At 67.1% G+C, this 26,635-nt stretch carries 25 protein-coding genes; 10 read left to right on the forward strand and 15 right to left on the reverse strand.

Translation table 11 applies throughout. The features are described from left to right. Positions 1-103: 103 nt before the first annotated feature. A complete protein-coding gene (locus tag DRB17_RS02975) occupies positions 104-469 on the forward strand; it encodes a ribbon-helix-helix domain-containing protein (RefSeq protein ID WP_114580848.1) in 366 nt (121 codons plus the stop codon). A gap of 98 nt (positions 470-567) precedes the next feature. On the opposite strand, the gene DRB17_RS02980 is transcribed toward DRB17_RS02975, so the two are convergent. From DRB17_RS02980 to DRB17_RS02995, 4 genes are all read right to left on the reverse strand, one after another. Next, positions 568-1,170 (reverse strand): DUF2889 domain-containing protein, encoded by a 603-nt coding sequence (locus DRB17_RS02980; protein WP_114580849.1) that lies wholly within the window; start codon positions 1,168-1,170, stop codon positions 568-570. A 73-nt stretch (positions 1,171-1,243) separates the two neighbouring features. Then, positions 1,244-2,563 (reverse strand): HlyC/CorC family transporter, encoded by a 1,320-nt coding sequence (locus DRB17_RS02985; protein ID WP_114580677.1) that lies wholly within the window; start codon positions 2,561-2,563, stop codon positions 1,244-1,246. Positions 2,564-2,655: 92 nt separating this feature from the next. After that, positions 2,656-3,777, reverse strand: a complete 1,122-nt coding sequence (gene aroB, locus DRB17_RS02990; RefSeq protein ID WP_114580678.1) for a 3-dehydroquinate synthase — start codon at positions 3,775-3,777, stop codon at positions 2,656-2,658. Further along, positions 3,771-4,394, reverse strand: a complete 624-nt coding sequence (locus tag DRB17_RS02995) for a shikimate kinase (protein ID WP_421778390.1) — start codon at positions 4,392-4,394, stop codon at positions 3,771-3,773. Before DRB17_RS02995 ends, aroB begins: the two co-directional genes overlap by 7 nt. Before the next feature lie 200 nt (positions 4,395-4,594). On the opposite strand from DRB17_RS02995, the gene DRB17_RS20440 reads away from it, so the two are divergent. From DRB17_RS20440 to DRB17_RS03010, 4 genes are all read left to right on the forward strand, one after another. Continuing rightward, complete coding sequence (locus DRB17_RS20440; RefSeq protein ID WP_164496320.1) at positions 4,595-4,735, forward strand: hypothetical protein; 141 nt, start codon at positions 4,595-4,597, stop codon at positions 4,733-4,735. Then, positions 4,716-6,590: a hypothetical protein gene (locus DRB17_RS03000; RefSeq protein ID WP_147274783.1), complete on the forward strand. Its 1,875-nt coding sequence runs from the start codon at positions 4,716-4,718 to the stop codon at positions 6,588-6,590. The genes DRB17_RS20440 and DRB17_RS03000 overlap by 20 nt, the downstream gene beginning before the upstream one ends. Positions 6,591-6,602: 12 nt before the next feature. Then, complete coding sequence (locus tag DRB17_RS03005; RefSeq protein ID WP_277738559.1) at positions 6,603-7,526, forward strand: site-specific tyrosine recombinase XerD; 924 nt, start codon at positions 6,603-6,605, stop codon at positions 7,524-7,526. Between the two features lie 126 nt (positions 7,527-7,652). Beyond that, positions 7,653-8,633, forward strand: a complete 981-nt coding sequence (locus DRB17_RS03010) for an HpcH/HpaI aldolase/citrate lyase family protein (RefSeq protein ID WP_114580681.1) — start codon at positions 7,653-7,655, stop codon at positions 8,631-8,633. 191 nt (positions 8,634-8,824) lie between these two features. Here DRB17_RS03010 and DRB17_RS03015 read toward each other — a convergent pair whose 3' ends face one another. Then, a complete protein-coding gene (locus tag DRB17_RS03015; protein ID WP_114580682.1) occupies positions 8,825-9,382 on the reverse strand; it encodes a tetratricopeptide repeat protein in 558 nt (185 codons plus the stop codon). Positions 9,383-9,458: 76 nt separating this feature from the next. Here DRB17_RS03015 and DRB17_RS03020 point away from each other — a divergent pair, with 76 nt between their 5' ends. The 3 genes from DRB17_RS03020 (at position 9,459) to DRB17_RS03030 (ending at position 12,503) form a co-directional block, all read left to right on the forward strand. Beyond that, positions 9,459-10,550, forward strand: coding sequence for a M14 family metallopeptidase (locus DRB17_RS03020; RefSeq protein ID WP_114580683.1), 1,092 nt, complete (start codon positions 9,459-9,461; stop codon positions 10,548-10,550). Positions 10,551-10,773: 223 nt separating this feature from the next. Next, positions 10,774-11,208, forward strand: a complete 435-nt coding sequence (locus DRB17_RS03025; protein WP_114580684.1) for a TadE/TadG family type IV pilus assembly protein — start codon at positions 10,774-10,776, stop codon at positions 11,206-11,208. Beyond that, positions 11,208-12,503 carry a TadG family pilus assembly protein gene (locus DRB17_RS03030; RefSeq protein ID WP_114580685.1) on the forward strand — a complete coding sequence of 432 codons (1,296 nt, stop codon included), beginning with the start codon at positions 11,208-11,210 and terminating at the stop codon, positions 12,501-12,503. Before DRB17_RS03025 ends, DRB17_RS03030 begins: the two co-directional genes overlap by 1 nt. A gap of 13 nt (positions 12,504-12,516) precedes the next feature. On the opposite strand, the gene glcF is transcribed toward DRB17_RS03030, so the two are convergent. From glcF to DRB17_RS03055, 5 genes are all read right to left on the reverse strand, one after another. Beyond that, positions 12,517-13,857 (reverse strand): glycolate oxidase subunit GlcF, encoded by a 1,341-nt coding sequence (gene glcF / locus DRB17_RS03035; RefSeq protein ID WP_114580686.1) that lies wholly within the window; start codon positions 13,855-13,857, stop codon positions 12,517-12,519. Positions 13,858-13,963: 106 nt separating this feature from the next. After that, entirely contained in the window at positions 13,964-15,193 is a 1,230-nt protein-coding gene (gene glcE, locus DRB17_RS03040) for a glycolate oxidase subunit GlcE (RefSeq protein ID WP_114580687.1), read from the reverse strand. Positions 15,194-15,197: 4 nt separating this feature from the next. Then, positions 15,198-16,679 carry an FAD-linked oxidase C-terminal domain-containing protein gene (locus DRB17_RS03045; protein WP_114580851.1) on the reverse strand — a complete coding sequence of 494 codons (1,482 nt, stop codon included), beginning with the start codon at positions 16,677-16,679 and terminating at the stop codon, positions 15,198-15,200. 273 nt (positions 16,680-16,952) lie between these two features. Next, complete coding sequence (gene ykgO, locus DRB17_RS03050) at positions 16,953-17,078, reverse strand: type B 50S ribosomal protein L36 (protein ID WP_114580688.1); 126 nt, start codon at positions 17,076-17,078, stop codon at positions 16,953-16,955. Between the two features lie 158 nt (positions 17,079-17,236). Beyond that, a complete protein-coding gene (locus DRB17_RS03055) occupies positions 17,237-18,205 on the reverse strand; it encodes an SAM-dependent methyltransferase (protein ID WP_114580689.1) in 969 nt (322 codons plus the stop codon). A gap of 214 nt (positions 18,206-18,419) precedes the next feature. Between DRB17_RS03055 and DRB17_RS03060 the strand changes: the two genes are divergently transcribed. Further along, positions 18,420-19,793 carry an MATE family efflux transporter gene (locus DRB17_RS03060; protein WP_114580690.1) on the forward strand — a complete coding sequence of 458 codons (1,374 nt, stop codon included), beginning with the start codon at positions 18,420-18,422 and terminating at the stop codon, positions 19,791-19,793. Here DRB17_RS03060 and DRB17_RS03065 read toward each other — a convergent pair. Continuing rightward, complete coding sequence (locus DRB17_RS03065; RefSeq protein ID WP_114580691.1) at positions 19,784-20,422, reverse strand: cytochrome c oxidase assembly protein; 639 nt, start codon at positions 20,420-20,422, stop codon at positions 19,784-19,786. The two genes, DRB17_RS03060 and DRB17_RS03065, sit on opposite strands and share 10 nt — an antisense overlap. A 210-nt stretch (positions 20,423-20,632) precedes the next feature. Here DRB17_RS03065 and DRB17_RS03070 point away from each other — a divergent pair, with 210 nt between their 5' ends. Beyond that, positions 20,633-21,613: a Gfo/Idh/MocA family protein gene (locus DRB17_RS03070; RefSeq protein ID WP_114580692.1), complete on the forward strand. Its 981-nt coding sequence runs from the start codon at positions 20,633-20,635 to the stop codon at positions 21,611-21,613. 20 nt (positions 21,614-21,633) lie between these two features. Here DRB17_RS03070 and DRB17_RS03075 read toward each other — a convergent pair whose 3' ends face one another. From DRB17_RS03075 to DRB17_RS03090, 4 genes are all read right to left on the reverse strand, one after another. Continuing rightward, a complete protein-coding gene (locus tag DRB17_RS03075; RefSeq protein ID WP_147274784.1) occupies positions 21,634-22,812 on the reverse strand; it encodes a bactofilin family protein in 1,179 nt (392 codons plus the stop codon). Between the two features lie 191 nt (positions 22,813-23,003). Continuing rightward, positions 23,004-24,263, reverse strand: a complete 1,260-nt coding sequence (locus DRB17_RS03080) for a phenylacetate--CoA ligase family protein (protein ID WP_114580694.1) — start codon at positions 24,261-24,263, stop codon at positions 23,004-23,006. A 29-nt stretch (positions 24,264-24,292) separates the two neighbouring features. Then, complete coding sequence (locus DRB17_RS03085; protein WP_114580695.1) at positions 24,293-25,147, reverse strand: ABC transporter ATP-binding protein; 855 nt, start codon at positions 25,145-25,147, stop codon at positions 24,293-24,295. A gap of 117 nt (positions 25,148-25,264) precedes the next feature. Then, positions 25,265-26,602 (reverse strand): ABC transporter substrate-binding protein, encoded by a 1,338-nt coding sequence (locus DRB17_RS03090; RefSeq protein WP_114580696.1) that lies wholly within the window; start codon positions 26,600-26,602, stop codon positions 25,265-25,267. Positions 26,603-26,635: the final 33 nt, after the last annotated feature.

Genomic DNA, 26,635 nt, shown 5'->3' on the forward strand with positions numbered 1-26,635 from the left:
CTCGAATTCGGTAATTTATGGTTGCAAAATCGCATAACTTGCATACCCTGGCGTGATACAAACTACAGACGTTTGGGGGATGCTTCAAAAGCAGGTTGCAATCATGAACAAACAAGATGACAGCGAGGCCAGCGGGCTCGTCAGCAGGAACGTGACGATCAACGGCCGCCGGACAAGCCTGCGTCTGGAACCGGAGATGTGGGAAGGTCTGGAAGAAATCTGCCAGCGCGAGAGAAGCCGGACGAGCGATATCGTCGCCTATGTCGACCGCTATCGCCGGGGCTCCGGCCTGACATCCAGCGTTCGGGTGTTCGTGTTGAGCTATTTCCGCAGTGCCGCCACGGAGCGCGGCCATTTCCTGGCCGGCCACGGTGTGCTGTTCGGCAACGACAAGAACGGCGCGCCCGCAAACAGCGCAAACGGCAATGGCTGGAACGGCGATTATTCGGTGCAGCCGAGTGCAGGCTAGAGCAATCCTGGCTGAAGCAGGGACCGGTTCGTCGTCCTGAAACACGCCGAATCAAGAAGCCAGGGCATTTTCGCGTTTCCGCCAATCGCGGAAATGCTCTAGGGCTTGCCGGCTTTGGCGGTCTCGTGAACGGGCTCTTCGGCGGGCTCGTCCTCGCCGGTGTAATGCTTCGGCCATTCGCGCTTGACCACCGGCCCATCGCTACGGAAGGCGTGGCAGCTATCGATCAGCGGCGGACGCCTTCCGGATGCGGCCTTCAGCTTTCCCTCGCTTGCCAGGACGGGATAGAGCGTCTGGAACGCCACGGTCGCCATGGCGCCCAGCATCTCGGTCAAGTGCGTGCACCCCTCGGTGCCGCCCACCTCGTCCCGCAGGGTGCGCCGCCAGCCGGCCCCAAGGCGTTTTCCGATCAATTTCCGGTAGTTGGGCGCAATGGCCGGGCAGACATGGAACGGCCCGGAATTCGTCGTGGCCTCGACATCACGGACCACGAAGTCTTCGCCGATGGTCAGGCGAATCTCCATGTCGTGCAGTGCCTCGCCCGGCTGGATCGTGCCACGGTCCTCGTTCTCGAACGGATAGGCCTTGATGTCGCAAAGCCGTCCCTCGATGTCCCACAACCCGTCGGCGCGGCGAAAGCCACGGAAATCGTAGCGGCGGTGGTGTAGCTCTTCGCGCTCTGCTGGCTGCGACAGCGGCATGGCGATTGTGCCCTCCCGAAACATGCTGCGTCGCAGCATAGAGGCTGGCCGTGGGCGGTCAAGCGTGCGGCGCTCAGCCTGGCGTCCCGGCGTCCTCTTCCGGCACCGGCCCGGCGTCGTCCTCGCCGTCGCTCAGCGGCGTCATCTTGACTGAAGTGATCTGGTTGCGCTGACGGCCCAGTATTTCGAAGCGGAAGCCGTGGAAGACGTACACCTGGCCCACCTCGGGGATGCGCCGGGCCTCGTGCAGCACGAGGCCGGCGATGGTCGAGGCTTCCTCGTCCGGCAGGCGCCACTCGAACTGCCGGTTCAGGTCGCGGATCGTCACCGTGCCCTCCACGATGACGGCCCCGTCCTTCAACGGCTTGACGCCCTCGATATGGATGTCGTGCTCGTCGGCGATCTCGCCGACGATTTCCTCCAGGATATCCTCCAGCGTGACGATGCCGACCATCTCACCATACTCGTCCACGACGATGGCGAAATGCTCGTGCCGGCGGCGGAACGACTGAAGCTGGCTTAGCAGGTCTGTGGAATCCGGGATGAACCACGGCGGATTGGCGATCTCGGCCACGTTCAGGCCGCCGACCTCGCCGTGGGCAGTTTTGTAGGCGCGGAACAGCTCCTTCGCGTGCAGGACGCCGACGATGTTGTCCGGCGTGCCGCGCCAGACCGGGACCCGCGTATAGGGGATCGAGAACATCTCGCCGATCAGGTCCTCGATCGGCATGTCGGCGTTCAGGGTGACGACGTTCTTGCGATGGGTGACGATCTCGCTCACCTCGACGTCGCCCAGGTCGAGGATGGAGCGCAGCATCTGCCGCTCCTGGCGCACTTCCTCGCTGCCGCCGGCGTGCAGGTCGATGGCCCCGCGCAGCTCCTCCTCGCTCTGGGCCGAGCCCAGGGGTGAGCCTATGTCCACCCCGAAAATGCGCAGGGTCGAGCGTGTGATCAGGAAGACGGCGTGGTTCACCGGGCCGAAGACAATGACGATGACCCGCATGATCGGAGCAACCGCCAGTGCCATCCGGTCGGCGTGATGGATGGCGTAGGTCTTCGGCAGCACCTCGGAGAAGATCAGCACCAGCACCGTCATCATGATGGTGGCGTAGACCATGCCGGCCTCGCCGAAGAGGGTGATGAAGACGCCCGTGGCGATCACCGAGGCCATGATGTTGACGAGGTTGTTGCCCAGCAGGATGGCGCCGATCAGGCGCTCCTTGCGCTGCCAGAGGGCGTTGACCGTCGCCGCCGCTGTATCTCCCTGCTGTTCCAGGGAGTGCATGCGCGGTCGCGAAGCCCCCGTCAGCGCGGTTTCCGAGCCGGAGAAGAAGCCGGACGCCACCAGCAACAGCACAATGGCGCCAAGCAAAAATAGGATATGTGTGTCCATCTATTCGAAGTGAACCGTCCGTTGACCTCTCAGGCGCCCCACGTTCCCGTCACGCATCGTCATCTCTCCCGCGCTTCGCGCGCAAGCGTGGGTCATGCCGCGATCGCGTTTGTAAGCAGCGCCTCGACCGCCGCGGGGTCCACCTCGTGACTGACGAAGGCCTGGCCGATACCGCGCAGCAGGACGAAGGTTACGCGCCCGTCCTGTACCTTCTTGTCGCGGCTCATATGGTCCAGCAGGCGGGCCGGCGACCACACGCGGCCCGGCATGTGCTCGAACCCGGTGGGCAGGCCGACGGCGGCAAGATGGTTGCGAATCCGCGCCGCGTCCTCGGACGGGCAGAGGCCCAGCTCGACCGACAGGTCGGCGGCCATCACCATGCCGATGGCGACCGCCTCGCCGTGCAGCAATTCACCGCCGTACTTGCACTCCGCCTCCAGCGCGTGGCCGAAGGTATGGCCCAGGTTCAACAGTGCTCGCGCGCCGCTGGACTCGGTTTCGTCGCGCGCGACCACGGCGGCCTTGCGCCGGCAGGAGGTTACGATGGCATGGCGCCGGGCAGCCGGATCGCCCTCGATGGCGTCGAGGCCGCGCGTCTCCAGCCAGGAGAAGAACTCCGCGTCGTCGATGCAGCCGTACTTGACCACCTCGGCATAGCCGGCCAGCAGCTCCCGCCGGGGCAGCGTGTCCAGCACCTCCGTATCCGCCAGCACCAGCCGCGGCTGGTGGAAGGCGCCGATCAGGTTCTTGCCATGCGCGCTGTTGATGCCGGTTTTTCCGCCCACAGAGCTGTCCACCTGCGCCAGCAGCGTCGTCGGGATCTGCACGAAGTCCACGCCGCGTAGCGTGATCGCCGCGGCAAAGCCGGCCAGGTCGCCGATGACGCCACCGCCCAGCGCGATCAGGGCGTCGCGCCGCTCGATCCGGAAGGCCAGCAGCTTGTCGGTCAGTCGCTCCAGGTGTTCGAAGCTCTTGGCCTGCTCGCCCGCCGGCAGGACGAGGGCCTCGTAGGCGATTCCCGCCTCGCGCAGCGCCCGCTCCAAGGCTTCCAGGTGCAGCCGAGCCACGGTCTCGTCGGTGATGATGAAGACGCGCTCGTGGCGCAGCACCGGGGCGATATGCTTGCCGGCCGTGGCCAGCAGGCCGGGGCCCACCAGAATGTCGTAGCCGCGCGCCCCAAGCTCGACGCGCAGCCGTTCGATCTCGCTCACCAGGTCATTTCCTTGTCGCTCTCCGGCAGGATGCAGCCATCGTCGGCCACCTCCTCCGGTCCATCGATGCCGCTGCGGCGGACATAATCCATGACCGCCCGGGCAACCTGTTCCGCCATCGCCTCCGGCGGGCCGTCCGCGCTGTCCACCACGACGTCCGCCTTGGCGTAGACCGGGTGACGTTCCTCCATCAGCTTGCCCAGCACCTCCCGGTGGTCGCGCCCGCGCAGCAGCGGGCGATGGCTGCGCCGCGAGGTGCGCCGGACCAGCAGGTCGAGATCGGCGCGCAGCCAGACCGAGATGGCGCGCCGCTTGATCAGTTCGCGCGTCTTCTCGTTCATGAACGCGCCGCCGCCGGTCGCCATTACGTGTGGCGGCCGGCGCAGCAGTCGCGCGATCACGCGGCGCTCGCCCTGGCGGAATCCGCTCTCGCCATGGACCTCGAAGATCTCGGAGATCGACATGCCGGCGGCCGATTCGATCTCGGCGTCCGCGTCCACGAACTCGGTTCCCAGACAGGCGGCCAGGCGCTTGCCGATGCAGGTCTTGCCGGCCCCCATGAGGCCGACCAGGACGATGGTCCGCGGAACCTTGATTTCGGATGTGCTCTCGGGCATCACGCTACTAGAGAAGGGGTGCCGCACCCGCCGTTCAACCCCCGCCGGGGCGTGCGCGCGGCGGGGCGTTGCCGCAAATTCGCCATACTCGGACCCTATCACGACCGCGCTGGTCGGATGCAAGTCCGCGCAGCGGAATAGAGCCGGGCGCCGGGTCGCTGTCCGGGCCCGATGATCCAGAAGCGACCCAGCATGGGCGAGCGATGAAGAGCTTGAGTGTTGCCCTTTTAGTCCTGGTCGTCGCGGCGATCGTCGCCGGCGGCGTGTTCCTCATGACCTGGGAGATCCCGGCTCCGACCCGGACCGTGGAGAAGGTCATACCGAATGATCGTTTCGACCGCTAGGGTGCGCGCATCCATCGCCGCTGCCGCGCTCGTCCTGTGCCTCGTGCCCGGGATGGCGGCGGCGCAGGACGACGTCGGCGAGCCCTTGCGCCTTGCGCCCCTCGACCCGGAACCGGCGGGCGAGGCGTCGTCGGGCGGTGCCGCAGACAGCGAAGCGGTGTCCAGCGGCGAGCCTGACACGGCCGATCCCGAAGAGAGCGCGCCCGAACGGCGGTCCGCCAAGGAAAAGCCGTCGAGCAGCCGCGACATCGAGGGGATCGAGGTCGACCGCCTGGACGAGTTGACCACCGGTTCCGTCGGCGTGCTCGATCAAGGCGCGGGCGGTTTTCGCGCCGACATGTGGGCCGGCACGCCGCGCGGCGTGGTCGAGGCGCTGATTCCCCGCATTCCCGCCGACATCGGCTCGCACAGCCTACGCGCGCTGGCCCGTCGGCTGTTGCTGTCCAGCGCCGCCCCGCCGCATCGCCAGCAGGCCGCGCAGGCGGGCGAGGACAACCTGCTGAAGCTGCGCGCCGAGCGTCTCGCCGCGCTTGGCGAGACCGGCGGGCTGATCGACCTGCTGCGCGTCGCGCCGCAGCGCTTCAGCGACGCCGAACTGACGCGCCTGCACGTCGAGGCCCTGCTGCTTGCCCACCAGCGGGACCGAGCCTGTAACAAGGTCCGCGACGCTGTCGGCGAATACGACGCGGTGTTCTGGCAAAAGGCGATGGCGGTCTGCCAGATCCATGCCGGGCATATCGGTCAGGCCAGCCTCACGGTGTCCCTGCTGCGGGAGGTCGGCCGCGACACGGACGTGCCTTTCTTCGCAGTTTTCTCCGCGGTAGAGCAGGGCGCCGGATCGGCCCCTGTGGTCGAGGCGCCGGGGCCCATGCAGCTTGCGCTGATGTTCGCGGGCGGACTGCCGGTCGCGAAGGAGTCGCTGGCCGGCATGGAGGTTGCCGGCCTGATGTCGGTGGCCGCGCACGAGGGCACCTCCGCCGAGGTGCGCGCCGTCGCGGCCGAGCTTGCCGCCGCGCGCGGGGCCCTGGCGGCGGAGCGCTTGCGGCCGATCTACATGCGCTTCGAGTTCCAGGAAGCCCGCCTGCGCAACGCCGCCAGTCTGAACGGCCCGGCGGCGGACGAAAACATGACGCCGGTCCGCCGGCGCGCGTTGCTGTATCAGGCCGCGCGCAGCGACCCGGCCGCCGCCGTGCGGGCCGAGCTGGTGCGCGAAGCCCTGAATTCCGCCGACGGTGGCCTCTACCTGCCGCTGGCCCGGTTGTTCGCGCCGATCCTGGCCGATATCGAGGTAAAGCCGGAACTGGCGTGGTTCGCGGCCACGGCGGGCCGGGCGCTGTATGCCGCGAACCGGGCCGAGGCCGCCAACCGCTGGCTGATGATGGCGCGCCAGGAGGCCATCATAAATCCGGAGGCCGCGGCGGCCGTCACCATGCTGTGGCCCTACGCCCGGCTCTCGGGCGGCGGCGAGGTGCCGGTCAACGGCGGCCTTGCCGCGTGGCGCTCGACCCAGGTCGGCGGGGATGACGGTGTGGCCGCGCGCGAAAGCCTGCTGCAGACCGCCTTCCAGGCTTTCGGGACGCGGGAATCGCGAAGCTGGGCGGAAATTGCCGCAGAGGGACCGGGCGACACCCGCGCGGCGCCGCCGGCCGCCCTGCTGTTCGCCTTGCAGGAAGCGGGGGAGGGCGGACGGCTGGGCGAAGCGGTCCTGCTGTCGGTGATGGCCCTCGGTGGAACCGGCATTTCGGACTGCCATCCGGTGGCTCTTGGCATGGCGCTGAAGGCTCTGAACCAGGTAGGGCTGGAAGAGGAGGCGCGGCGACTTGCCATCGAAGCCGTCGTGGCCGGCGGTATCTGAGGGCTTTCGGGCGTGGACGGCGACAGCCTCGTCATTGAGCGGTTCCTGGAGATGATGGCGGGCGAGCGCGGCGCCTCCATCAATACCGTCGACGCCTACCGCGTCGATCTACGGCATCTCTCCGACTTCCTTGCGGGACGCAGCGGCGCGGTGGCGACGGCAAGCGCCGACGACCTGCGTGCCTTCCTGGGGCAACTTGCCAAGGCGGGGTTGAGCCCGCGCACCCTGGCGCGCCGGCTGTCCACGCTGCGGCAGTTCTACCGCTTTCTCTATTCCGAGGGCATGCGCGGCGACGATCCCGCCGATCCGCTCGACTCGCCCCGGCGCGGCCGGCCGCTGCCGAAGGTTCTGAGCGAGGCGGAGGTGGGCGACCTGCTGAAACAGGCCCGCACAGTTGAGGGCGCGGAGGGGCTGCGCCTCGTCGCGCTGCTGGAGGTGCTCTACGCTACCGGCCTGCGCGTCAGCGAGCTGGTGACGCTGCCGGCCCGGGCGGCCAGGAATGACCCGCGCCTGCTGCTGGTCCGCGGCAAGGGCGGGCGCGAACGGCAGGTTCCGCTGGGCGAACCGGCGCGGGAAGCGCTGGCCGAATATCTGCCAGTGCGGCGCGGCTTCGCGCCCGGCGGCGCGGACAGCCCGTGGCTGTTCCCCTCGCGCCGGTCTCGGGAGGGCCACCTGACGCGGGCGCGTTTCGCGCAGATGCTGAAGAAGCTGGCGTTCGACGCCAAGCTCGACCCGGCGAAGGTGACGCCGCACGTGCTGCGCCATGCCTTCGCGACGCACCTGCTGGGCCACGGGGCCGACCTGCGCTCGGTGCAGGAGATGCTGGGCCATGCGGACATCTCGACCACGCAGATTTACACGCACGTGCTCGACGAGCGGCTGAAGGCGCTGGTCACGGAGAAACACCCGCTGGCGCGCGGCTTACCGTCCGGGTAGGCGCCTACCCGCCCGAGGGGGCGGCTTGAAAATCTCGCCGCGAAAGGCGAGTGTCGTCGCCAACTGCGGCAACGCCGCATACCGGTTCACGATAACCATCCGTTCCACCCAAGGGGGAAACAGCCGATGAGCTTCAAGATCGTCCAGCAAGCGCCTGCCCGCCTGAACCGCAGCGAGCTTGCCGTTCCCGGCAGCAACGCGAAGATGCTCGAAAAGGCGGCGACGTCGGCGGCCGACGTGATCTTTCTGGACCTGGAAGACGCCGTCGCGCCGGACGACAAGGAGCAGGCCCGCGAGAACATCATCCAGGCGCTGAACGACATCGATTTCGGCGACAAGACGATATCGGTGCGCATCAACGGCCTCGACACCCATTACATGTACCGCGACGTGGTCGAGGTGCTGGAGCGCACCGGCGACCGGCTGGACCTTATCATGATCCCGAAGGTCGGCACCGCCGCCGACGTCTATGCCGTCGATATGCTGGTCAGCCAGGTCGAGGCCGCGAAGAGCCGCAAGAAGCAAATCGGCTTCGAGCTGATCATCGAGACCGCACTTGGCATGGCCAACATCAACGAGATCGCCGCCGCGAGCCCGCGCAACGAAAGCCTGCACTTCGGCGTCGCCGACTACGCCGCGTCGACCAAGATGCGCGTCACCACCATTGGCGGCCCCAACCCCTCCTACGGCGTGCTGACAGACGCGCCCGAGGGCGGCGGCGAGCGGGACTACCACTGGGGCGACATGTGGCACTACGCCATCGCCCGCATGGTGGTTGCCGCCCGCGCCAACGGCCTGCGCCCGATCGACGGTCCCTTCGGCGACGTGCAGGACGCCGAGGGCTACAAGGCACAGGCGAACCGCGCCTCCGTCCTGGGCTGCGAGGGCAAATGGGCCATCCACCCCACGCAGATCGACCTGGCGAACGACATCAACAGCCCGTCCGAGAAGGACGTCAGCCAGGCGCGGCGCATCCTGGAGGCGATGGAGCAGGCCCAGAAGGAAGGCCGCGGCGCGGTCACGCTCGACGGCAAGCTGATCGACCTCGCCTCGATCCGCCAGGCCGAGAACCTGGTGCAGAAGGCGGACGCCATCGCCGGGCGGTAATCGTCACGCCGGATTTCGGCGGAGCAGAGGGGATAGTCCCCTCTGCTCGCCTTGCGGCGAGTTGTCTCCCCCTGGAGGGGAGGCGATTTTTCCGGGGATATCAGCCACATAGCCGCTTTCCGGCGGGCTGAACGGGAGCTTCCGTTGCGGCACGGGCGCGTACGGTGAGGGGCAACCCCGTCCGGTTCGCCTCAGATCGCGTTTTCGTCCAAGAGCTTTCGAAGCTGCTCCGCGCGCTGGCGTGTACCGGGCTGGAAGGGGTGGACCTTCAGCGATTGCTCGAAGGCATCCAGCGCCTGCCGGGGTTTTTCGAGGGCAATCAGGCAGAGACCGCGCCCACTGAGTGCGCCGAAGTGGCGCGGTTCGAGGGCCAGCACGCGGCGGATGTCGGCGAGCGAGCGCTCGTAGTTCCCGAGCAGGTAGTTCACCGTGGCGCGCGCGTTCCAGGCCTCGGCGAAGTTCGGGGCCAGCTTGACGGCGCGGTCGAACGAGGACAGGGCGGCCTTACGGTTTTGTTCCGACAGGGCGGCCTGCCCGGTCGCCATGGCGGCCGTCACCTTGTCGTCGTCGTGCTTGTGCCAGATCCGCCAGATGCGCTGCTCCGCCCGCTGCGCCTCGAACAGCGTATCCACCTTGCCCAACTGCCGGAACAGCGTGTCGAGCCGGGGGTCGTTCTGGTCGGCCGCCGCGCCGCTTGCGCTCAACGTTAGCAGGGCGGCGGCCACGAAAGCTCGCGCCGTTGGTGTCATGGATCGAAGTATGGCCTAGAGTGACGAAACAGCATAGTCCCGATTGCTTCACAATGAACGGAGGGAAAGGGCAGTCATGCCGGTTCACGTGCATTTCGGTGAGGATTACAGCGACTCCAGGGCACGTTTCCGGGATGCCGCGCGCGATGCCGGCGCGGCGGTCGAGGCCTGGTCGAACCCGGCGCCGGGACCGGACGGAGGGCCCGTCGATACCGACGTCGCATGGCTGGGCCCAAGGAATGCGGAGCGCGTGCTCGTCACCATCTCCGGCACGCATGGGGCGGAGGGGTTCTGCGGCTCCGGCAGTCAGGTCGCCTGGCTTCGCGATGGCGCGCGGACGCCGGATAGTCTTGCACAGCTTCACATCCATGCCATCAACCCGCACGGCTTCGCCTGGCTGCGGCGGGTGACGGAAGGCAACGTCGACCTGAACCGGAACTTCATCGACCACGGCCGGCCCTACCCCGTGAACCACGGCTTCGAGGAGCTGTTCCCCTATCTCTGCCCCGCGACGTGGGACGCGGACACGGTCGCGGAATGCGACGCGGTCCTGGACGCCTATGCCGAGAAGCACGGCACTCGCGCGTTGCAGAAAGCAATCTCGGGCGGGCAATACGCGCATCCCGACGGCATCTTCTTCGGCGGGCACGCGCCGACGTGGTCGCGGCGAACGCTGGAGAGTATCCTGTCGCGCTATCTCTCCAAGGCAAGGCGCGTGGCGCTGGTCGACTATCACACCGGTCTGGGGCCCTATGGCCACGGCGAGCGGATCGTCGTGCACCGGCCCGATACCGCCGCCTACGAGCGGGCGCGGCAGGTGTGGGACGACGACATCGCCTCCCCGTTCCTCGGCACCTCGGCAGCGACGGAGTTGCATGGCGTGAACCTGGACGGCATAGAGGCGGCGCTCTCGCACGCCGAATTGACGGCTTGCGCGCTGGAATACGGCACCTCGCCGTCGCCGGAGGTGCGCCGGGCGCTGCGCGGCGACAATTGGCTGCACGCCCACGCCCCGGAGGGCACGCTGGACTCGGCCAAGGGCCGTGCCATCAAGGCGGAGCTGCGGCGCGTCTTCTATCCCGACCGCGACGACTGGCGGGAGATGGTCGTCGCGCGGTCCATGCAGACGCTGGACGCGGCGTTGGGTTGGCTGAAGGACGGCGACTGATGTCGCCCCGTCATGAAATTAGGCCAAATTGTTTTAATATTGAATAATCAGAATAGGTAAAACTTGTGATTTAATACTTAGGCGATGCCGGTCGAACACCAATCCATAAAGTATTTGTAGGGCTTTGCTCGAAATATTTAACGCTTTCCTAACGGTTGGAGCGTAGACCTTCAGCATCATCCTGATTGGTAGAAGGGCCAAGTGGCCTTTGGAGACGTCGGCCATGCTGAAGCAGCAGATCCAACCCTTGATTCGCCTCCGGCGGTTGCCGGGAATTGGAGAGCGCGGCGCGGCGGCCGTCGAATTCGCGATGATCCTGCCGGTCCTGTTGCTGGTGCTTTTCGGCATCGTGCAGTTCGGCATCCTATTCTCCGTCCAGAACCAGATGATCAACGCCGCCCGCGAGGCCGCCCGCGCCATGGCCGTCGAAGGCGCGACGGAGACCGAGGGCGTGAATCTCGCGAACGCGCACCTGTCGGCCTATGGCGACATGGGCTTTACGGTGACTGCCGTGGACGCCGACCCGTCCAACGGCAATCCGAACGTATCCGTCACCATCCAGGTGCCCGCCAAGGAAGCCGTGCTGGTTGATGTCCTCGGCCTCTTCACGGACGAGAACATCACCCAGCAGATCGTCATGCGTCAGGAGCAATCGTGATGTCGCGAAAGAATGCACTGATGCGCGGCCTGCGCCGCCTGATCCGCGGCGAGCGCGGCGCCGCCATGCCCTTCATCGCCGTCAGCCTGCCCGTCATTCTGGGTGCCGGCGCCGTTGCCGTGGACCTTGCCCACCTCTCCTCGATCCGAGGCGAGTTGCAGGCAACCGCCGACGTGGCTGCCCGCGCCGGCGCCTGGCAGCTCCCCGACGTGGATACAGCCGAGCAGCGGGCGATCACCTATGCCGGCATGAACATGTCCGCGAATATTCACGGCAACGTGCTGCAAAACGCCGATGTGACCTTTGGCGATTGGGACCCGGCGACGCGAACGTTCACGCAAACCAACATGGCGCCGAATGCCATTCGCGTGGTGACACGCCGCGCCGCGACCAACAACAACGGCGTCGTACTTATCTTCGCTCCCGTCTTCGGCGAGAACGTCGGTAATGTCTCGACCGAGGCGGTGGCCGCGCTGCTTGCGAACAACCAGGCCTGCGTCCTGGCCCTGTCGCCGACCGGAACCGGCATCACCATCAGCGGCAGCGTCAGTATCCAGGCGACGCAGTGTGGCTTTGCCGCGAACTCGACATCGCCCAACGCCAGTGTTGTCACCGACGGTAGCAGTGCCTCAGCGCAGATTCTGACGCTCTATTCTGCTGGCGGCGTCGACGATCCGCATGGCGTAATCAGCACCACGGAACCCATAATTGCCGGAACCGGGCGCCCGCTTCGGAATCCCTATGCAGAGCGCGACGATGAGATCGCCAACGAAATCGCCAATGCTTCAATCAGCCCCACTCACAACAAGAAGTCGAAACCGAGCAACAGCGTCAACCTGAAGCCTGGCCGCTACCCCAGCGGATATGACTTCAAGGGCGCCGTCCACCTGGACCCCGGTGTTTACGTTATGAGTGGGGACGTATCGATCGGTTCCGGCGCCAATGTCACGGGCGACGATGTCACTATCATCATGGACGATTCCGACATCAACGTCAGCGGCGGGCCCAACGTCGACCTAACCGCCCCAAGCTCCGGCCCGACCAGCGGCATCGTCCTCGCCCGGCAAGGCTCAAGCAGCAGCAGCGATCTCGCAGGCAACACCGACCTCGTCTTCGACGGCGCAATCTATATGCCGGATACCGACTTGGATTTCCGCGGCACGAGCGGGTCCGTCGGCTGCCTGCAGATCGTCACCAACAGCGTGGAATTCGCCGGAACCCCGGACTTCGAGATCAACTGCGACCCGCTCAACGGCAACCGGATCAACATCACCGCCGTGCAGCTCGTCAGCTAGGAAACACTGAAGTTTACTCGGCCGCCTCGGCCGTCGCGGGCCGGGGCGGCCGTTCCTTGATGTCCGCGCCCTCCAGCGCCTTCGGCAGCGGGCCGCCGGTCGCCCAGTCCAGCAATTCCGCGGTATGCAGGATGGGAACGTCCGTCCCCGCCGCAATCTGGGTGATGCACCCGACATTGCCGGTGGCGATCACGTCGGGCCGGGTGCGCGCGATGTTCTCCACCTTGCGCTCGCGAAGCTGGTTGGCGATTTCCGGCTGCAAGAGGTTATAGGTCCCGGCCGAGCCGCAGCAGATATGCCCTTCCGGCACGTCCGCGACGGTGAACCCGGCGTCGGCCAGAAGCTGCTTCGGCTGGCGCGTGATGCCCTGGCCGTGCTGCATCGAGCAGGCGGAGTGATAGGTGACGCGCATGTCGCTGCCGCGCACGGGCGGCATCAGCCCGAAGTCGGCCATGAACTCGCTGACGTCCTTCGCGAGGGCGGAGACGCGCTGGGCGGCGTCCTTCCATTCGTCGTCCAGGCGCAGCATGTAGCCGTAGTCCTTCACCGTCGTCCCGCAGCCCGAGGTGTTGATGATGACGGCGTCCAGCCCCTCGCCGTCCATCTCGCGCACCCAGGCGGCGATGTTCGCCTTCGCCTGCACGTGCGCCTCGGGCTCCTTGCCCATGTGGTGGACCAGCGCACCGCAGCACCCGGCGCCCTTCGCCACCACGACCTCGACACCGTGGCGGGTCAGGAGTCGGACGGTCGCCTCGTTGATGTCCGGGTCGATGACCTGCTGCGCGCAGCCATTCAGCATCGCGACGCGCGCCTTGCGCGGCCCTTCCGCCGGAATGACCTGCGGCCTGTCCACCCACGAGGGCGAGGGCAGCGCGCGCGGCGCCATGCCAACAAGCGTCTTCAGCCGCCCCGGAAACAGCCGCGTGAACGGCCGCGCCAGGGTGGCCCCGGCCAGCGCGGCGCGGAAGCGCGAGGGGTAGGGCAGGACCTCCTTCAGAAGCCAGCGCAGCGCCCGGTCCGGCCAGGGGCGCGTGTAGTTCTCCTCGATATACTTCCGGCCGTGGTCGACGAGGTGCATGTAGTGCACCGTGGCCGGACAGGTCGTCATGCAGGACAGGCAGGACAGGCAGCGGTCGATGTGGAGGACGGTACGGTCATCCGGCGCCGCGCCGCCCTCCAGCATCTTCTTCATCAGGTAGATTCGCCCGCGCGGGCTATCCAGCTCGTCGCCCAGCAGCACAAAGGTCGGGCAGGTCGCGGTGCAGAAGCCGCAGTGCGTGCAGCGCCGCAGGATCTCGTTCGAGTTCGCGACCTCGGGATCGGCCAGTTGTGCCAGGCTGAATTCGGTCTGCATGGGCCGTCTCTTGCCTCGTCTCCGTCTGGGCGAGTGCCCCCTCACCCTGTCCCTCTCCCCCGACGCGGGGGAGAGGGACAGGGTGAGGGGGAAGCCGCCAAGCTCATCACACCCCCGCGTACATCCGCCCCGGGTTCAGCACCCGGCGCGGGTCGAAGGCGTCCTTCAGGTTCTTCGTCAGCACCGCGACGCCGTCGGCCTGCGGCTGGAACACCGGCACGGCCGCGCGGACCTCGGGATCGGCCTTGATCAGTGTCGCGTGGCCGGTCGAATCGCCCAGCGCCGCGCGAACACTAGCGTGCTGTGCGTCCTCGCCCTGCGGCACCGCCAGCCAGATCAGGCCGCCGCCCCAGTCCAGGTAATACCGCGCCCCGGACACCGCCTCGCCAAGCCGCTTCGCGACCCCGGCACCCTCGGCCGGCGGCACCGAGATGCGCCACACGGCCGTGCCGTCCAGGCCGACGAACGGCCGCACGTCGCGCACCTCCGCCCAGAAATCCCGGCTTGTGCGGTCCTGCAATTCGTGCGTTTCGCCGTGCCCGTGCAGCACTTCTTCGGCCAGCTTCTTCGCCCGGTGCTTGACGGAGACCGGCGGCCCCTCGATGCGCAGCGCGGTAACCGCGCCGCCGGATTTCCTGACGGTGGACACGCCGCTCGCGCGGGCGATATCCGCCGGCATATGGGCGGCGGCGGACACCTCGTAGGCGGACTGCAAGCCCGCTGTCAGCGCCTTCACGGCCGCGTCCTCGTCCAGGCCGACCAGCAGGACGGTCCGCGTCTCCTCCGCCACCGGCAGCACCTTCAGCGTGACGTCGGTCATCACCGCAAGCGTGCCGTACGCGCCGCACATCAGCTTGCACAGGTCATAGCCGGTGACGTTCTTCACCACGCGGCCGCCGGACTTGAACGCCTCGCCACGCCCGGAAACGGCATGGAAGCCCAGGAAGTGGTCCCGCACCGCGCCCGACTTCACCCGGCGTGGCCCCGCCAGATTGCAGCTTACCGTGCCGCCGATGGTGGCCTGCCCGGCCTCGCCGCCCAACAGCGGCCCCAGGTCCGGCGGCTCGAAGGCGAAGTCCTGCGCCTTCGCCGCCAGTTCCGCCTGGATCTCCGCCAGCGGCGTTCCCGTGTGCGCGGCCAGGATCAGCTCATCGGGCTCGTACTCGATGATGCCCGTAAAGCCGGTCATGTCGACGCCGGCCTGCGCCTGCATCGGCCGGCCAAGCCCACGCTTGGAGCCGCGCCCGAGGACTTCGAGCGGCGCTTCCTCGGCGGAGGCCCAGGCGACAAGCTCGCGCAGTTGCTCAGCGCTGTCGGGACGGTAGGTATCGGCCATCGCGCTAGAACCGCGGCAGGTCCGGAAACGGCATCTTGCCGCGACTGATGTGCATGCGGCCCAGCTCGGCACAGCGGTGCAGCGTCGGGAACACCTTCCCGGGATTGAGCAGGCCGTTCGGATCGAATGCGCACTTGACGCGTTGCTGCGTGTTCAAGTCGACCTCGTTGAACATCGTCCCCATGAGATCGCGCTTCTCGACGCCGACGCCGTGCTCGCCGGTCAGCACGCCGCCAACCTCGACACAGAGCTTCAGGATATCGGCGCCGAAGTTCTCCGCGCGCTCAAGCTGATCGCCTTCGTTGGCGTCGTACATGATCAGCGGATGCAGGTTGCCGTCGCCGGCGTGGAACACGTTGGCCACGCGCAGGCCGTAGTGCTCGCTCATCTCGCGCATACGGCCCAGTACGTGGGCCAGCCGGTGGCGCGGAATGGTGCCGTCCATACAGTAGTAGTCCGGCGTGACGCGCCCCACCGCCGGGAAGGCGGCCTTGCGACCGGCCCAGAAGCGGGCACGCTCCTCCTCGTCCTTGCTGACGCGCTCGTAGGTGGCGCCATTCTCCTCGGCCAGCCTGGAGACGCGGGCCAGCAGCTCGTCCACCTCCGCCTCGGGCCCGTCCAGTTCGCAGATCAGCAGCGCCTCGACATCGAGGGGGTAGCCAGCCTGCACGAAATCCTCGGCCGCGTGGATCGCCGGCTTGTCCATCATCTCCACGCCGGCGGGCACGATGCCCGACGAGATGATGGCCGCCACGGTGTCGCCCGCCTGTTCGTTGGAGGGGAAGCCGACCAGCACGGCGCGCGCCGTCTCCGGCGACTTCAGGATACGCACCGTGACCTCGGTGACGACGCCAAGCAGGCCCTCCGAGCCGTTGATCAGGCCCAGCATGTCGTAGCCGTCGCTGTCCAGGTGCTTGCCGCCCAGGCGCACCACGGTGCCGTCGATCAGCACCATCTCCACGCCCAGCACGTTGTTGGTGGTGAGCCCGTACTTCAGGCAGTGCACCCCGCCCGAGTTCTCGGCCACGTTGCCGCCGATGGAGCAGGCGATCTGGCTGGAGGGATCGGGCGCGTAATAGAAGCCCTCGTGCTCCACCGCCTTGGTGATGCCCAGGTTGGTGACGCCCGGCTGCGCCACGACGCAGCGGTTCTCGTAGTCGATTTCCAGGATCCGGTTGAACTTGCCGAGGCCCAGCAGAATGCCGTCCTCAAGCGGCAAGGCGCCGCCCGACAACGAGGTGCCGGCCCCGCGCGGCACGACGCGGATGCCTTGCTCGTGGCAATAGGCCATCACCTTGCTGACCTGCTCCACGGTGGAGGGCAGCACCACGACCATCGGGGACTGCCGATAGGCGGTCAGGCCGTCGGTCTCGTAGGCGCGCAACTCCTCTTCCCGGACGATCACGCCCTCGCCCGGAACGATGTCGCGCAGGCGGGCCACGATCTCGTCCTTGCGGGCCAGGATGTCCCGCTTCGGCTCGGGCATGGCGACCACGGCAGTCCTCCCTCAAGCGCTTCGCCACGGTCCAGCCGGTTTATTGGCCGGTCCGGCCGCGCACGCTCCAAGTGGTAATACCAGCGCCGTAATATGTGGCCCAACCAGCGGTGCGGTCAAGCGGCCTTGAAACGCGCCGCGGCGATCCGTGCGAAGCGCGGCCGCGGCCCTGGTGACGCAAACGACAAAAGCCGCACCGGTACCCCGGCACGGCTTTCGTCAGACCCTGCGAATCGGCGTCACGCCCGAGAGGGCGTGCGCGACTCAGCCCTGGCGCGCCTTGAAGCGCGGGTTGGTCTTGTTGATCACGTAGACCCGGCCCCGACGCCGGACCACGCGGCAGTTCTTGTCCCGCTTTTTCGCGGTCTTGAGAGAGTTGCGCACTCGCATCGTTCTTCGTCCCGGCGTTTGCTGCCCGGTGCCGTGCAGCGTGATTTACGTGTCCTGATGCTGGCAAGCCCGGAAGAGGCGCGTATTCGCACCCCACGGCCCCGCCGGCGGGATATGGCGGCGGACCATAGCCATGGCCCGTGCCGCCGTCAAGCCGCCTACCAGTTCGAGAGGAGCGTGCCGCTGCTCTTCTTCAAGGCGTGGAAGCGATAGACCTTGAGCGCGCCTTCCTGCAACGCCCGCAGGCGGCGCGTCCACAGTTCCGCCTCCTCAAGCAGCAGTTCCGGCGATGCGCCGAGGTTCTTGCGCGCATCGGGCTTGTTCATGAATTCGCCCCAGGCGCGGGTGATCATGGCGGCGATCCGCTCGGTAATGTCCTCGCTGATCCGGATATCCAGTTCCAGATCGCTCATCGCCTGATGGTAATCGAAGACGCTCCACAGCTTGAGCGGCTTGGGCTCGTTCTCTTTCATTTCCTGAAGCGCCGGCGACGTCGCGCGGCTGTCGGCCAGGACATAGTCCGTGAACAGAAGCTGCCCGCCCGGCTTCATGCCCTTTTCGATCGTCTCCAGCATCAGCGCTTTTTCCGGCACGAGAAAGAACGACTCGTGCCCGAACACGCAATCGTAGCCGCGCTTCTTCAGGTCCGGCTCGCTGGGGTCGGTCTGGTGGATGGGCGCCTTCTTGGCAAGTCCGGCCATATTCGAGAGCTTGTTGCCGACCTCCGCCAGCTTCGCGTCGCCCTCGAAGCCGGTCACCCAGACGTCGAACGCCCTGCAGATCGACCGCGCCGCGCCGCCAAGTCCGGCATCGAGGATCGCCACGCTCATCGACGGGTCGAGGCCAACCGGATTAATGAGTTCCAGTACGAATTCCTCGCTGCCCGGCCGGTCGAAGCCGTCGCCCCAGACAGCTTGTACCAGCGAGATGCGCGGGTCGTCCCATGGCAGTTTCTGCTCGGGCGCGGTGATCTCGTGCCGTGCCTTGGTCTTGCCGGCCTTGCCCGTTCGCGGCAGACGGATGTCGTAGCCGTCCCACCAGGCCTTCAGCCGCGCTTGCAGCGGGATGCGGCCAGCCTCCACGTCCCGCCGGCTCAAGCGCACCGTTGGTCCCTTCTGCGCCGCCATCGCTGAATCCCCGTCGTGTGCCCGTCCGTGCGACGCTCGCATCCCGACGCACATGCCACTGCAAAGTGGGCGAGCGGCGGTAAACCTTTGGTTAAACCTTGTCACTCGGAGGATTGGGCCGGCATATGTCCGAACTTAATACGCAAAACGCGCAGCCGGGCCATGCTCATCGCACGCTTTGCGGCCCGCGTGGCCCGCTATAGGCTGTGCCGTGATGACTTCCGCACCCCCCTCCGCAGCCGCCGACGCCAGCCTGAAATGGCATGTCGGGCGCACGCTCTCGCTGGCATGGCCGGTGATGGGCGCGCGTATCGGCATGATCCTGATGATTACCGTCGATTCGATCATGGCCGGTCAGGCGGGCAAGACAGCGCTGGCGCATTACGGCATTTCGCTTGCCCCGCACGTCTTCGTGCTGGTCGTGGGCATCGGCTTCCTCGTCGGCACCATCGTGTTGGTGGGGCAGGCCGATGGCGCCGGGCGCAGCCGGGAATGCGGCGCGATCTGGCATCGCTCGATGATGATCGCCGCCGGGCTTGGCGTGGTGTTCGGCGCGTTCCTGCTGTTCGGCGAGACGATCCTGCTGCTTCTGGGGCAGAGCGAATCGATGGCGGCGGGCGGCGGCCGGGCGCTGTTGTGGTTCGCGCCGGGCATGCCGGCGGCGATGATGTACCTCGCCACCTCGTTCTTTCTGGAAGGCATCGGCCGGCCGCACGCGGGTATGGTGGTCTCGCTTCTCGGCAACCTGCCGAACGCGGCGTTGAACTGGCTGTTGATCGAGGGGCACATGGGCGCGCCGGCGATGGGCGCGGCCGGCGCCACGCTGGCTACGACGGTGACGCGGTGGATCATCCTGGCGGCGCTTGTCGCCTATGTTTTCCGCATGGCCGACGGCGAGCGCTACGGGGTTCGCGCGGCACATGCCGCAGGCTGGCAAATGGTGCGCCGGCTGGCGCGCCTGGGCACGCCGCTGGCGGTCGCGACGGGTCTGGAGTCCGCGTCCTTCATGACCATGGCCTCCTTCGCCGGCCGGCTGGGCGAGACCCAGATGGCGGCCTATCAGGCATGCATGAACGTGGTCAGCTTCGCCTTCATGCTTGCCATCGGACTGTCGACCGCCACGTCGGTGCGCGCGGCGAACGCCGTGGGTCGCGGCGACCGCAGGGGCCTGGCGCTGGCCGGCTGGCTTGGCTTCGCCCTATTGGTCGCGCTCATGCTGCTGTTGAGCGTGCTCGTGGTCTGGCAGCGCGATTTCCTGGCCAGCCTCTATTCCGATGTCGACGAGGTGCGCGCGATTGCGCGCGCCGGATATTTCTGGGTTGCCGCGGTGTTGATGTTCGACGGCGGACAGGCCGTACTGATGGGCGCGCACCGCGGGGCCGCCGATGTCATGGTGCCCACCGCGATGCAGGGCTTCGCCTTCTGGGGCGTCGGGGTGCCGGTCGCCTATATCCTGGCGTTCCAGATCGGCTTCGGCGTGCAGGGCATCCTGGCCGGCATCTTCGCGGGGATGGCGGTTTCCATGCTGCTACTGGCCGCCCGCTTCACCGTGGTCTCGCGCCGGCCGGTGGCGGCGGCCTATACCTGATCGCCGCCGTCCTTGTCACCGGTCTTGCGGCCCTTCTTGCCGTCTTCCGGCGTATCCAGGCGCTTCAGGTCTTTCGCGCCCTCCGGCGACTTCGATTCGAAGAAAGTATAGGACAGCGTGATCGTCTTCACCTCGCTGACGTCGTCGTCGCGGGCAAGCTGCGGATCGACGAAGAGCTGGACGGGCATGCGCACGCTTTCGCCGGGATGCAGCCGCTCTTCGGTGAAGCAGAAGCACTCGATCTTGTTGACGTAGCGCCCGACCTTGAGCGGCGTGACGTTGTAGGCGGCATGGCCGACGATGGTGCGATCGGCGTTGTTGGCGGCGCGGAAATAGACCGTCTTCCGCTCGCCCAGCTTCATCGTCACCTTGGTCTGCTCGGGCCGGAAGCTCCACGGCAGCTCGGGGTTCACCTGGGTCGCGAATTGCACGGTAACGTTCCGGTCCACCGTCTCCACCGGGCTTTCCGCCGCGGCGCGCTGGGTCGTGCCGCCGATGCCGGTCACCTGGCAGAACATGTTGTAAAGCGGCACGGCGTAGTACATCAGCACCCCCATCGCCGCGAGGATGCACAGAAGCGGAATCACGGTGCGCCGTATGTTCCGCCGGTTATCCACCGTCCGTGTCATTTTTGCGTGCCTCCAAACCCTTTACGCGGCGTTGTCGTATAGTTAGAGGCGAGTCCGCAACCGGGGTGCGGCAAATCGTCCGTTCAAAGCCTCCGTCCGCATGCGGGGGCTGACGGCTGTATAGATTGAGACAGGAGCCATTACCCTTTATGTTGCCGTTTTGGGCGCGGGTAAGCACCCGGGCAAGACAGCCGAGTTACGGAGGGGGCCATTCCAGGTGAATCTCAAGGCCATGCGCCGCTTCGCGTTGGCGTTGTCGGCGTTGGCTATTTCGGCCGATTCCATGCCGCGAAGTATGCCGCACTCGAAGGCTGTGAACTGATCGGCGTCGCGGATATAGATGCCGAGCGCGCCGCCGCCGCGGCCGATGCGTACGGCGGCCAGCCTTTCACCGACCTGGGCGCCCTGCTGGATCGGGTCGATGCGGTCAGCGTGGCGACACCGACCAGCACGCACTACGACGTTGCGCGCGCCTGCATGGAGCGCGGCATCCACGTGCTGGTGGAAAAGCCGATGACCTCGACGGTGGAGCAGGCGGACGATCTTATCGAACTGGCGGCCCGCAACGGCCTTGTGCTTCAGGTCGGCCACCAGGAGCGGTTCTTCGTCGCCCAGCTTGGTCTGGAACATCTGGCCAAGACACCGAGCGAGATTTACTGCCAGCGGCTGGGCCCCTTCACCGGGCGCAGCGTGGATTGCTCCGTCGTCACCGACCTGATGATCCACGACATCGACCTGGCGCAGTCGCTGGTGCGCGGGCCGGTCACCGGTGTCATCGGCCTGGGCACGCCCAGCGTCACTAACCACCCGGACGAGGCCGACGTCACGCTCTATTACGCCAACGGCTGCAACGTCCGGCTGGTGGCCAGCCGCGCCAGCGAGGGCAGGCGCCGCACCGCCCGGATCGTGCACGCCGAGGGTGAGATCGAGATCGACTTCCTGGCGCGCACCTGTACCCACTCCAGCCTGGGCACGATCGAGCCGCGGATGCCGGAGCGCAAGGGCGGGCTGAACGGCCGGCACGTCCTGATCAACGACAACCTGGGCCAGGAATTGGCTGCCTTCCTCGACTCCGTGATCGAGGGTGGCTCGCCCATGGTCACGGGCGAGGACGGCCGGCGCGCGTTGGAGACCGCTTTGCTGATCGAGGCGAACCTGAACCCAGTGCTGGACGCCGCCTCCGCGCGCTGATCGGAGGCTGCGCTGGAGCGCTATGCGGACGACGACCCGGCTCCCTTGCCGATCAGCGTCCAGCCTTGCACGGCCACGCCGCCCAGCCCCAGCACCCCGGCAATGGCAAGCGCCAATCCGCCCAGAAACGGCACCAGCACCACCAGCCCCAGCACCACAAGACCGGCGGCCACGCGGGCGAGGCACCAGCGATACTCTGTATGCTGGGCATGGCGGCCACGCAGCTTTGGTAGATATTGGCCGATCCACAGCGCCGCCGCGATGAGGCCCGTCGCCAGGGCCAGGGCGTAGAGCAGCAACGCGAAAAGACCCAACGGCAGGCCGATTGCCGTCGCCATGGCAATTGCGGCGGCAATCGGAACGGCGACCATCAGCACGACGCCCAGCGCAAGGCTGGGCAACGGCCGCAGGGTGATGGTGTCGCTCGCCCCCGCCACCAGACGCGGAAAAGCGGCCAGCAGCACGGCCCCGAGGACGATCAGGCTGACGATAACGCCGATCCAGGTCAGGACACCGGCGACAATAAGCTGCGCCACGCCCGGCATGCGGGCGGCGAAGTCAACGCCCGGCCGGCGCGTGACCTCTCCGGCCACCCGGGCGCCGCCGGCGATCTCGATCTCCTCGCCGCTGGAATAGCTCAGGTTGCCGCCGATGCGTGCGTTGGGGCCCAGGACAAGCCGCCCACCTGCAAGATAGACGTCGCCGTCCACGGGCCCGTCGATGCGGACCTGCCCGCCCGCGGCGCGCAGCGTACCGGCGATACGCCCGGAAACCCCCAGGCGCCCGCCGGCCATCAGGACGTCCCCCGCGACCTCGGTGTCCGGCTCCATTTCCAGGCTGCCGCCGGCGGCGATGACGTCGCCGGAGAAGCGGCCAGACATATCGACTTCCCCGCCCGCCATAATGCCGTCCTGCGCCTCGACGCCGCGCAGGTTGACGAACCCACCGGCCAGGAACAGATCCGCCGCCTTGGTATCGCGCACCCGCACCTCGCCCCCGGCGGCGAAGATGTCGTCCTCCACCTCCGCCTGCACATAGACCTCGGAGCCGGCCAGGAACTGCTTGTCACCATGGATGCCGGAGAGACGCGCCGGGCTGTGCCAAGCCTCCCGATCCTCGTCGGAGGCGAAGGACATGTCCGGCAGGGCGGTGATGAGGAGGAACAGGACGACCGATAGCAAACCCGAAAACGTTCTCACCCGTCCAGCCCGCATCTCGGCTACGTCCTCCCGGCTGCGAGAACCCGGCTAGACCTTAGCTCATCCGGGATGACGCCGTCGTTACAAAACTATAAGCCGCGGCAAATATAACTGAACGGATACGCTGCATGCCCAAAACGGATAAGCGTATACCCTCGGCCAGCCGCGAACGGCGCATCAAGCTACGCCACCTACTCATACGAGCGCTGGTCGTCGATCACCTTGCCGTCGTTCGGCAGTTCGCCCGGCTCGACCAGGGCGACGTCGCCCTTGACCTTGCAGAAGGCCTGGACGCTCTCGGCGATCTTGCGGCCCAGCGCCTCGTCGCCGCCGGGAACCTCGCACACCAGGGTCATGATGTCGGATTCGCCGCGCCGCTCCACCACGAGGCGGGCCTTGGCGATCTCGGGGTGGTGCTGGACGACCTGATCCACCTGCTCGGGCCGGACGAACATGCCCTTCACCTTCGCGGTCTGGTCGGCCCGGCCCATCCAGCCCTTGATGCGGATGTTGGTCCGCCCGCAGGGGCTCTGGCCCGGCAGCACGGCGGAGAGATCGCCGGTGGAGAAGCGGATCAGCGGATAGTCCGGGTTCAGGACGGTCACCACGACCTCGCCGACCTCGCCTTCGGGCACTGGCGTATCGGTGCCGGGGCGGACAATTTCCAGCAGCACATGCTCGTCCACCACCATGCCCTCGTTCGGCCCGCCGCCGGCCGCCGCCGTCTCATACGCGATCAGCCCGCACTCGGCTGTGGCATAGCACTGCAGCGTCTCGATGCCCCGGTTCTGGTAGCCCTGGCGCAGCGACGGGAACAGTGCCCCGCCGGACACCAGCGCCCGCCGGATCGAGGAGGCGTCCAGCCCCTCTTCGTCCGCCTTGTCCAGAAGCACCTTCAGATAGTCCGGCGTACCCGCGAAGCAGGTGGGCCGCAGTTGCGCGATCGCCTGAACCTGAAGCTCGGTATTGCCGACGCCCGCCGGGACGACGGGACAGCCCAGCGCCCGCGCCCCGCTGTCCATCATCCAGCCGCCCGGCGTCAGGTGATAGGCGAAGGTGTTGTGAACCAGCTCACCCGCCCGGAAGCCGGCCGCGAACAGGCCACGGGCCATGCGCCAGTAGTCGTCGCACGCGCCCTGCGGCTCGTAGATCGGCCCCGGCGAGGCGAAAGCGCGCGCCATATGGCCCGGCGAGGTCGCGTTCAGCCCGCCGAAGGGCGGCAGCTTGCCCTGTTCGGCCACCAAGTCCTTCTTGCGCGTGACCGGCAGCCGCGCCAGCGCGTCGCGCGAGACCATCTCCGCCGGGTCGACGTCGCGCAGGATGCGGCCGTAATAGGGCGCGCGCTCCTTCGCGCGGGCGATGTGGCCGGCAAGGGCCGACATCTGCTCGCGCTCGCGCTCGGCCGGGTCTCTCGCTTCCAGGGAGTCGTAGAATACGTCGTCGGCGGACATTCGCCCTCCGGTCCTGTTGCCGCGGCGGCTCAGGAGAGCCAGCGTTTGCGGCGCTTGTAGTGCTTCACTTCGCGGTAGCTCTTACGCCCGGCGCCGGAAATGCCGAGGTAGAACTCCTTCACGTCCTCGTTCTCGCGCAGCGCCTGCGCCTCGCCGTCCAGCACGACGCGGCCGTTTTCCAGGATATAGCCGTAGGTGGCGTAGCGCAGCGCGACGTTGGTGTTCTGCTCGGCCAGAAGGAAGGACACCCCCTCGTCCCGGTTGAGCGATTTGACGATCTCGAAGATCTCCTCGACAAGCTGCGGGGCCAGACCCATCGACGGCTCGTCCAGCAGGATCATCTGCGGGCGGCTCATCAACGCGCGGCCGATGGCGCACATCTGCTGCTCGCCGCCGCTGGTATAGCCGGCCTGGGAGCTGCGCCGCTCCTTCAAGCGCGGGAAATAGGTGTAGACCATCTCTAGATCCTGCGCGATCTGCCCGCGATTGGCGGAGCGCGTATACGCACCCGTCAACAGGTTCTCCTCGATGGTCAGGTGTTCGAAGCAGTGGCGGCCTTCCATCACCTGGATGACGCCGCGCTTGACCAGGTCGTTGGGGGTCAGTCCCTGCACCTCTTCGCCCCGCAGGTGGATGCTGCCCTTGGTGACCTCGCCGCGCTCGGCGCGCAGCAGGTTGGATATCGCCTTCAGCGTCGTGGTCTTGCCGGCCCCGTTCGCGCCCAGGAGCGCGACGACGCCACCTTCCGGCACCGACAGCGACACGCCCTTCAGCACCAGGATGACGTGGTCGTAGATGACCTCGATGTTGTTGACCGACAACAGCGGCTCGGCCTCTGCGGGCGCCGGGCCGGCTTGGGCGGCGGTGGCTTCCTGGACGGACATGGCGGTTCAGCGTGCCCTGCTTGCTCGTTCGATGGTCACGGCCGGCCGAAGAGGGCCGAAAGGCGGCCCCGCCGGCGCACCGCGCCAAGCGGGACCCGCCCGTCGGTCATTGCCGGATCAGCCTTCCTGGCTGCAGTCGCGGACCGGCAGTCCGTTCTCCTCGGCATAGGTCTTGGCCGCGGCCTCGACCTTCGGCCGGACCACATCGTGGAACGGCTCCAGCCAGTCGGTGACCTTGCTCCACTGCTCGCCGTCCCACTGCTGGACGAAGATCTGGCCCTCGCCCTCATGGTTGGCGCAGCTTATCCTGGTCGGCAGGACGAGGCCCGTGGCGCCGAGTTCTTCGAGGCGCGCCTCGGTCAGCTCCAGATTCTCAAGACCCCATCGCACTTCCTTGCCGGAGAGGGCCTTGTCGCCGTACTTGCCCATCGCCGTGCGGATCGCCTCGGTGTCGTAGAGCATGTTGGCGACGCCGCGGTTGTAGAGAACGGTGCCCAGCCCCTCTTCCTTCGCCGCTTCCATGTCGCCGCCGTAGACATGCTCGACGATGTCGTCGAGGACCGCGAAGTCGGTGCCGACGCCGTTGAAGTTGCCGGCCTTGTACCCCTTGGCGGCCGCGCCGGCGGGCTCCACGTCCTGCTCGCTGCCGGCCCACCACACGCCGATGAAGTGGTCCATCGGGTAGCGAATGTTGATCGCCTCCTTGATTGCGACCTGGTTCATCACACCCCAGCCCCACATGATCAGCCAGTCGGGACGGTCCCGGCGGATCTGAAGCCAGGTTGCGCTCTGCTCCTGACCCGGATGGTCCACCGGGTAGGTCGTCAGTTCATAGCCGTGCTGCTCCGACAGTGTCTCCAGCGTCGGGATCGGCTCCTTGCCGTAGGGGCTGTTGTGGTAGATCAGGCCGATGTGCTTGCCGTCGAGGTTCTCCAGCCCGCCTTCGACATTGCCGATATGCCGGATGAAGGCCGCGGCCTGGCTCCAGTAGGTGGCGGGGAAGTTGAAGGTCCACTTGAAGACACTGCCGTCGGCGGCGGCGGTGCGGCCATAGCCCATCGTGTGCAGCGGGATCTCGTCGACCCGCGCCTTGGGGATAAGCTGGTAGGAGATGCCCGTGGACAGTGGGTTGAAAACGACCGCGCCCTTGGCCCCCTTGTTCTTCAGCTTCTCGTAGCACTCGACGCCCAGCTTGGTGTCATAGCGCGTCTCGCACTCCTCGTAGGCGATCTTGACGCCGTTGATTCCGCCGTCGCGGGCGTTCAGCAGCTTCAGATAGTCGCGCCAGCCGTTGGCGATCGGAATGCCGTTGGGCGCGTAGGGCCCCGTGCGGTAAACCGTCAGCGGAATGAATATCTCCTCGTCCGCCGCGGCGGCCTTCTCGGCGGCCACGCCCCCGACGGCAATCGCCGCCGCGGTCAGGACCCCCAGAGCGAGTTTCCCGGTTCGTTTCATCTTCGTTACCTCCCAGGTTCGCACACCATTGTT

It is taken from the genome of Ferruginivarius sediminum, from assembly GCF_003344765.1.
Taxonomy (GTDB): domain Bacteria; phylum Pseudomonadota; class Alphaproteobacteria; order Kiloniellales; family Rhodovibrionaceae; genus Ferruginivarius; species Ferruginivarius sediminum.

What these genes read in the sequence shown, in the direction of transcription:
- DRB17_RS02975 (WP_114580848.1), top strand. Translation starts at nt 104, where the DNA reads ATGAACAAACAAGATGACAGCGAGGCCAGCGGGCTCGTCAGCAGGAAC.
- DRB17_RS02980 (WP_114580849.1), bottom strand. Translation starts at nt 1,170, where the DNA reads ATGCCGCTGTCGCAGCCAGCAGAGCGCGAAGAGCTACACCACCGCCGC.
- DRB17_RS02985 (WP_114580677.1), bottom strand. Translation starts at nt 2,563, where the DNA reads ATGGACACACATATCCTATTTTTGCTTGGCGCCATTGTGCTGTTGCTG.
- DRB17_RS20440 (WP_164496320.1), top strand. Translation starts at nt 4,595, where the DNA reads ATGAAGAGCTTGAGTGTTGCCCTTTTAGTCCTGGTCGTCGCGGCGATC.
- DRB17_RS03000 (WP_147274783.1), top strand. Translation starts at nt 4,716, where the DNA reads ATGATCGTTTCGACCGCTAGGGTGCGCGCATCCATCGCCGCTGCCGCG.
- DRB17_RS03010 (WP_114580681.1), top strand. Translation starts at nt 7,653, where the DNA reads ATGAGCTTCAAGATCGTCCAGCAAGCGCCTGCCCGCCTGAACCGCAGC.
- DRB17_RS03015 (WP_114580682.1), bottom strand. Translation starts at nt 9,382, where the DNA reads ATGACACCAACGGCGCGAGCTTTCGTGGCCGCCGCCCTGCTAACGTTG.
- DRB17_RS03020 (WP_114580683.1), top strand. Translation starts at nt 9,459, where the DNA reads ATGCCGGTTCACGTGCATTTCGGTGAGGATTACAGCGACTCCAGGGCA.
- DRB17_RS03025 (WP_114580684.1), top strand. Translation starts at nt 10,774, where the DNA reads ATGCTGAAGCAGCAGATCCAACCCTTGATTCGCCTCCGGCGGTTGCCG.
- DRB17_RS03030 (WP_114580685.1), top strand. Translation starts at nt 11,208, where the DNA reads ATGTCGCGAAAGAATGCACTGATGCGCGGCCTGCGCCGCCTGATCCGC.
- glcF (WP_114580686.1), bottom strand. Translation starts at nt 13,857, where the DNA reads ATGCAGACCGAATTCAGCCTGGCACAACTGGCCGATCCCGAGGTCGCG.
- glcE (WP_114580687.1), bottom strand. Translation starts at nt 15,193, where the DNA reads ATGGCCGATACCTACCGTCCCGACAGCGCTGAGCAACTGCGCGAGCTT.
- DRB17_RS03045 (WP_114580851.1), bottom strand. Translation starts at nt 16,679, where the DNA reads ATGCCCGAGCCGAAGCGGGACATCCTGGCCCGCAAGGACGAGATCGTG.
- ykgO (WP_114580688.1), bottom strand. Translation starts at nt 17,078, where the DNA reads ATGCGAGTGCGCAACTCTCTCAAGACCGCGAAAAAGCGGGACAAGAAC.
- DRB17_RS03055 (WP_114580689.1), bottom strand. Translation starts at nt 18,205, where the DNA reads ATGGCGGCGCAGAAGGGACCAACGGTGCGCTTGAGCCGGCGGGACGTG.
- DRB17_RS03060 (WP_114580690.1), top strand. Translation starts at nt 18,420, where the DNA reads ATGACTTCCGCACCCCCCTCCGCAGCCGCCGACGCCAGCCTGAAATGG.
- DRB17_RS03065 (WP_114580691.1), bottom strand. Translation starts at nt 20,422, where the DNA reads ATGACACGGACGGTGGATAACCGGCGGAACATACGGCGCACCGTGATT.
- DRB17_RS03080 (WP_114580694.1), bottom strand. Translation starts at nt 24,263, where the DNA reads ATGTCCGCCGACGACGTATTCTACGACTCCCTGGAAGCGAGAGACCCG.
- DRB17_RS03085 (WP_114580695.1), bottom strand. Translation starts at nt 25,147, where the DNA reads ATGTCCGTCCAGGAAGCCACCGCCGCCCAAGCCGGCCCGGCGCCCGCA.
- DRB17_RS03090 (WP_114580696.1), bottom strand. Translation starts at nt 26,602, where the DNA reads ATGAAACGAACCGGGAAACTCGCTCTGGGGGTCCTGACCGCGGCGGCG.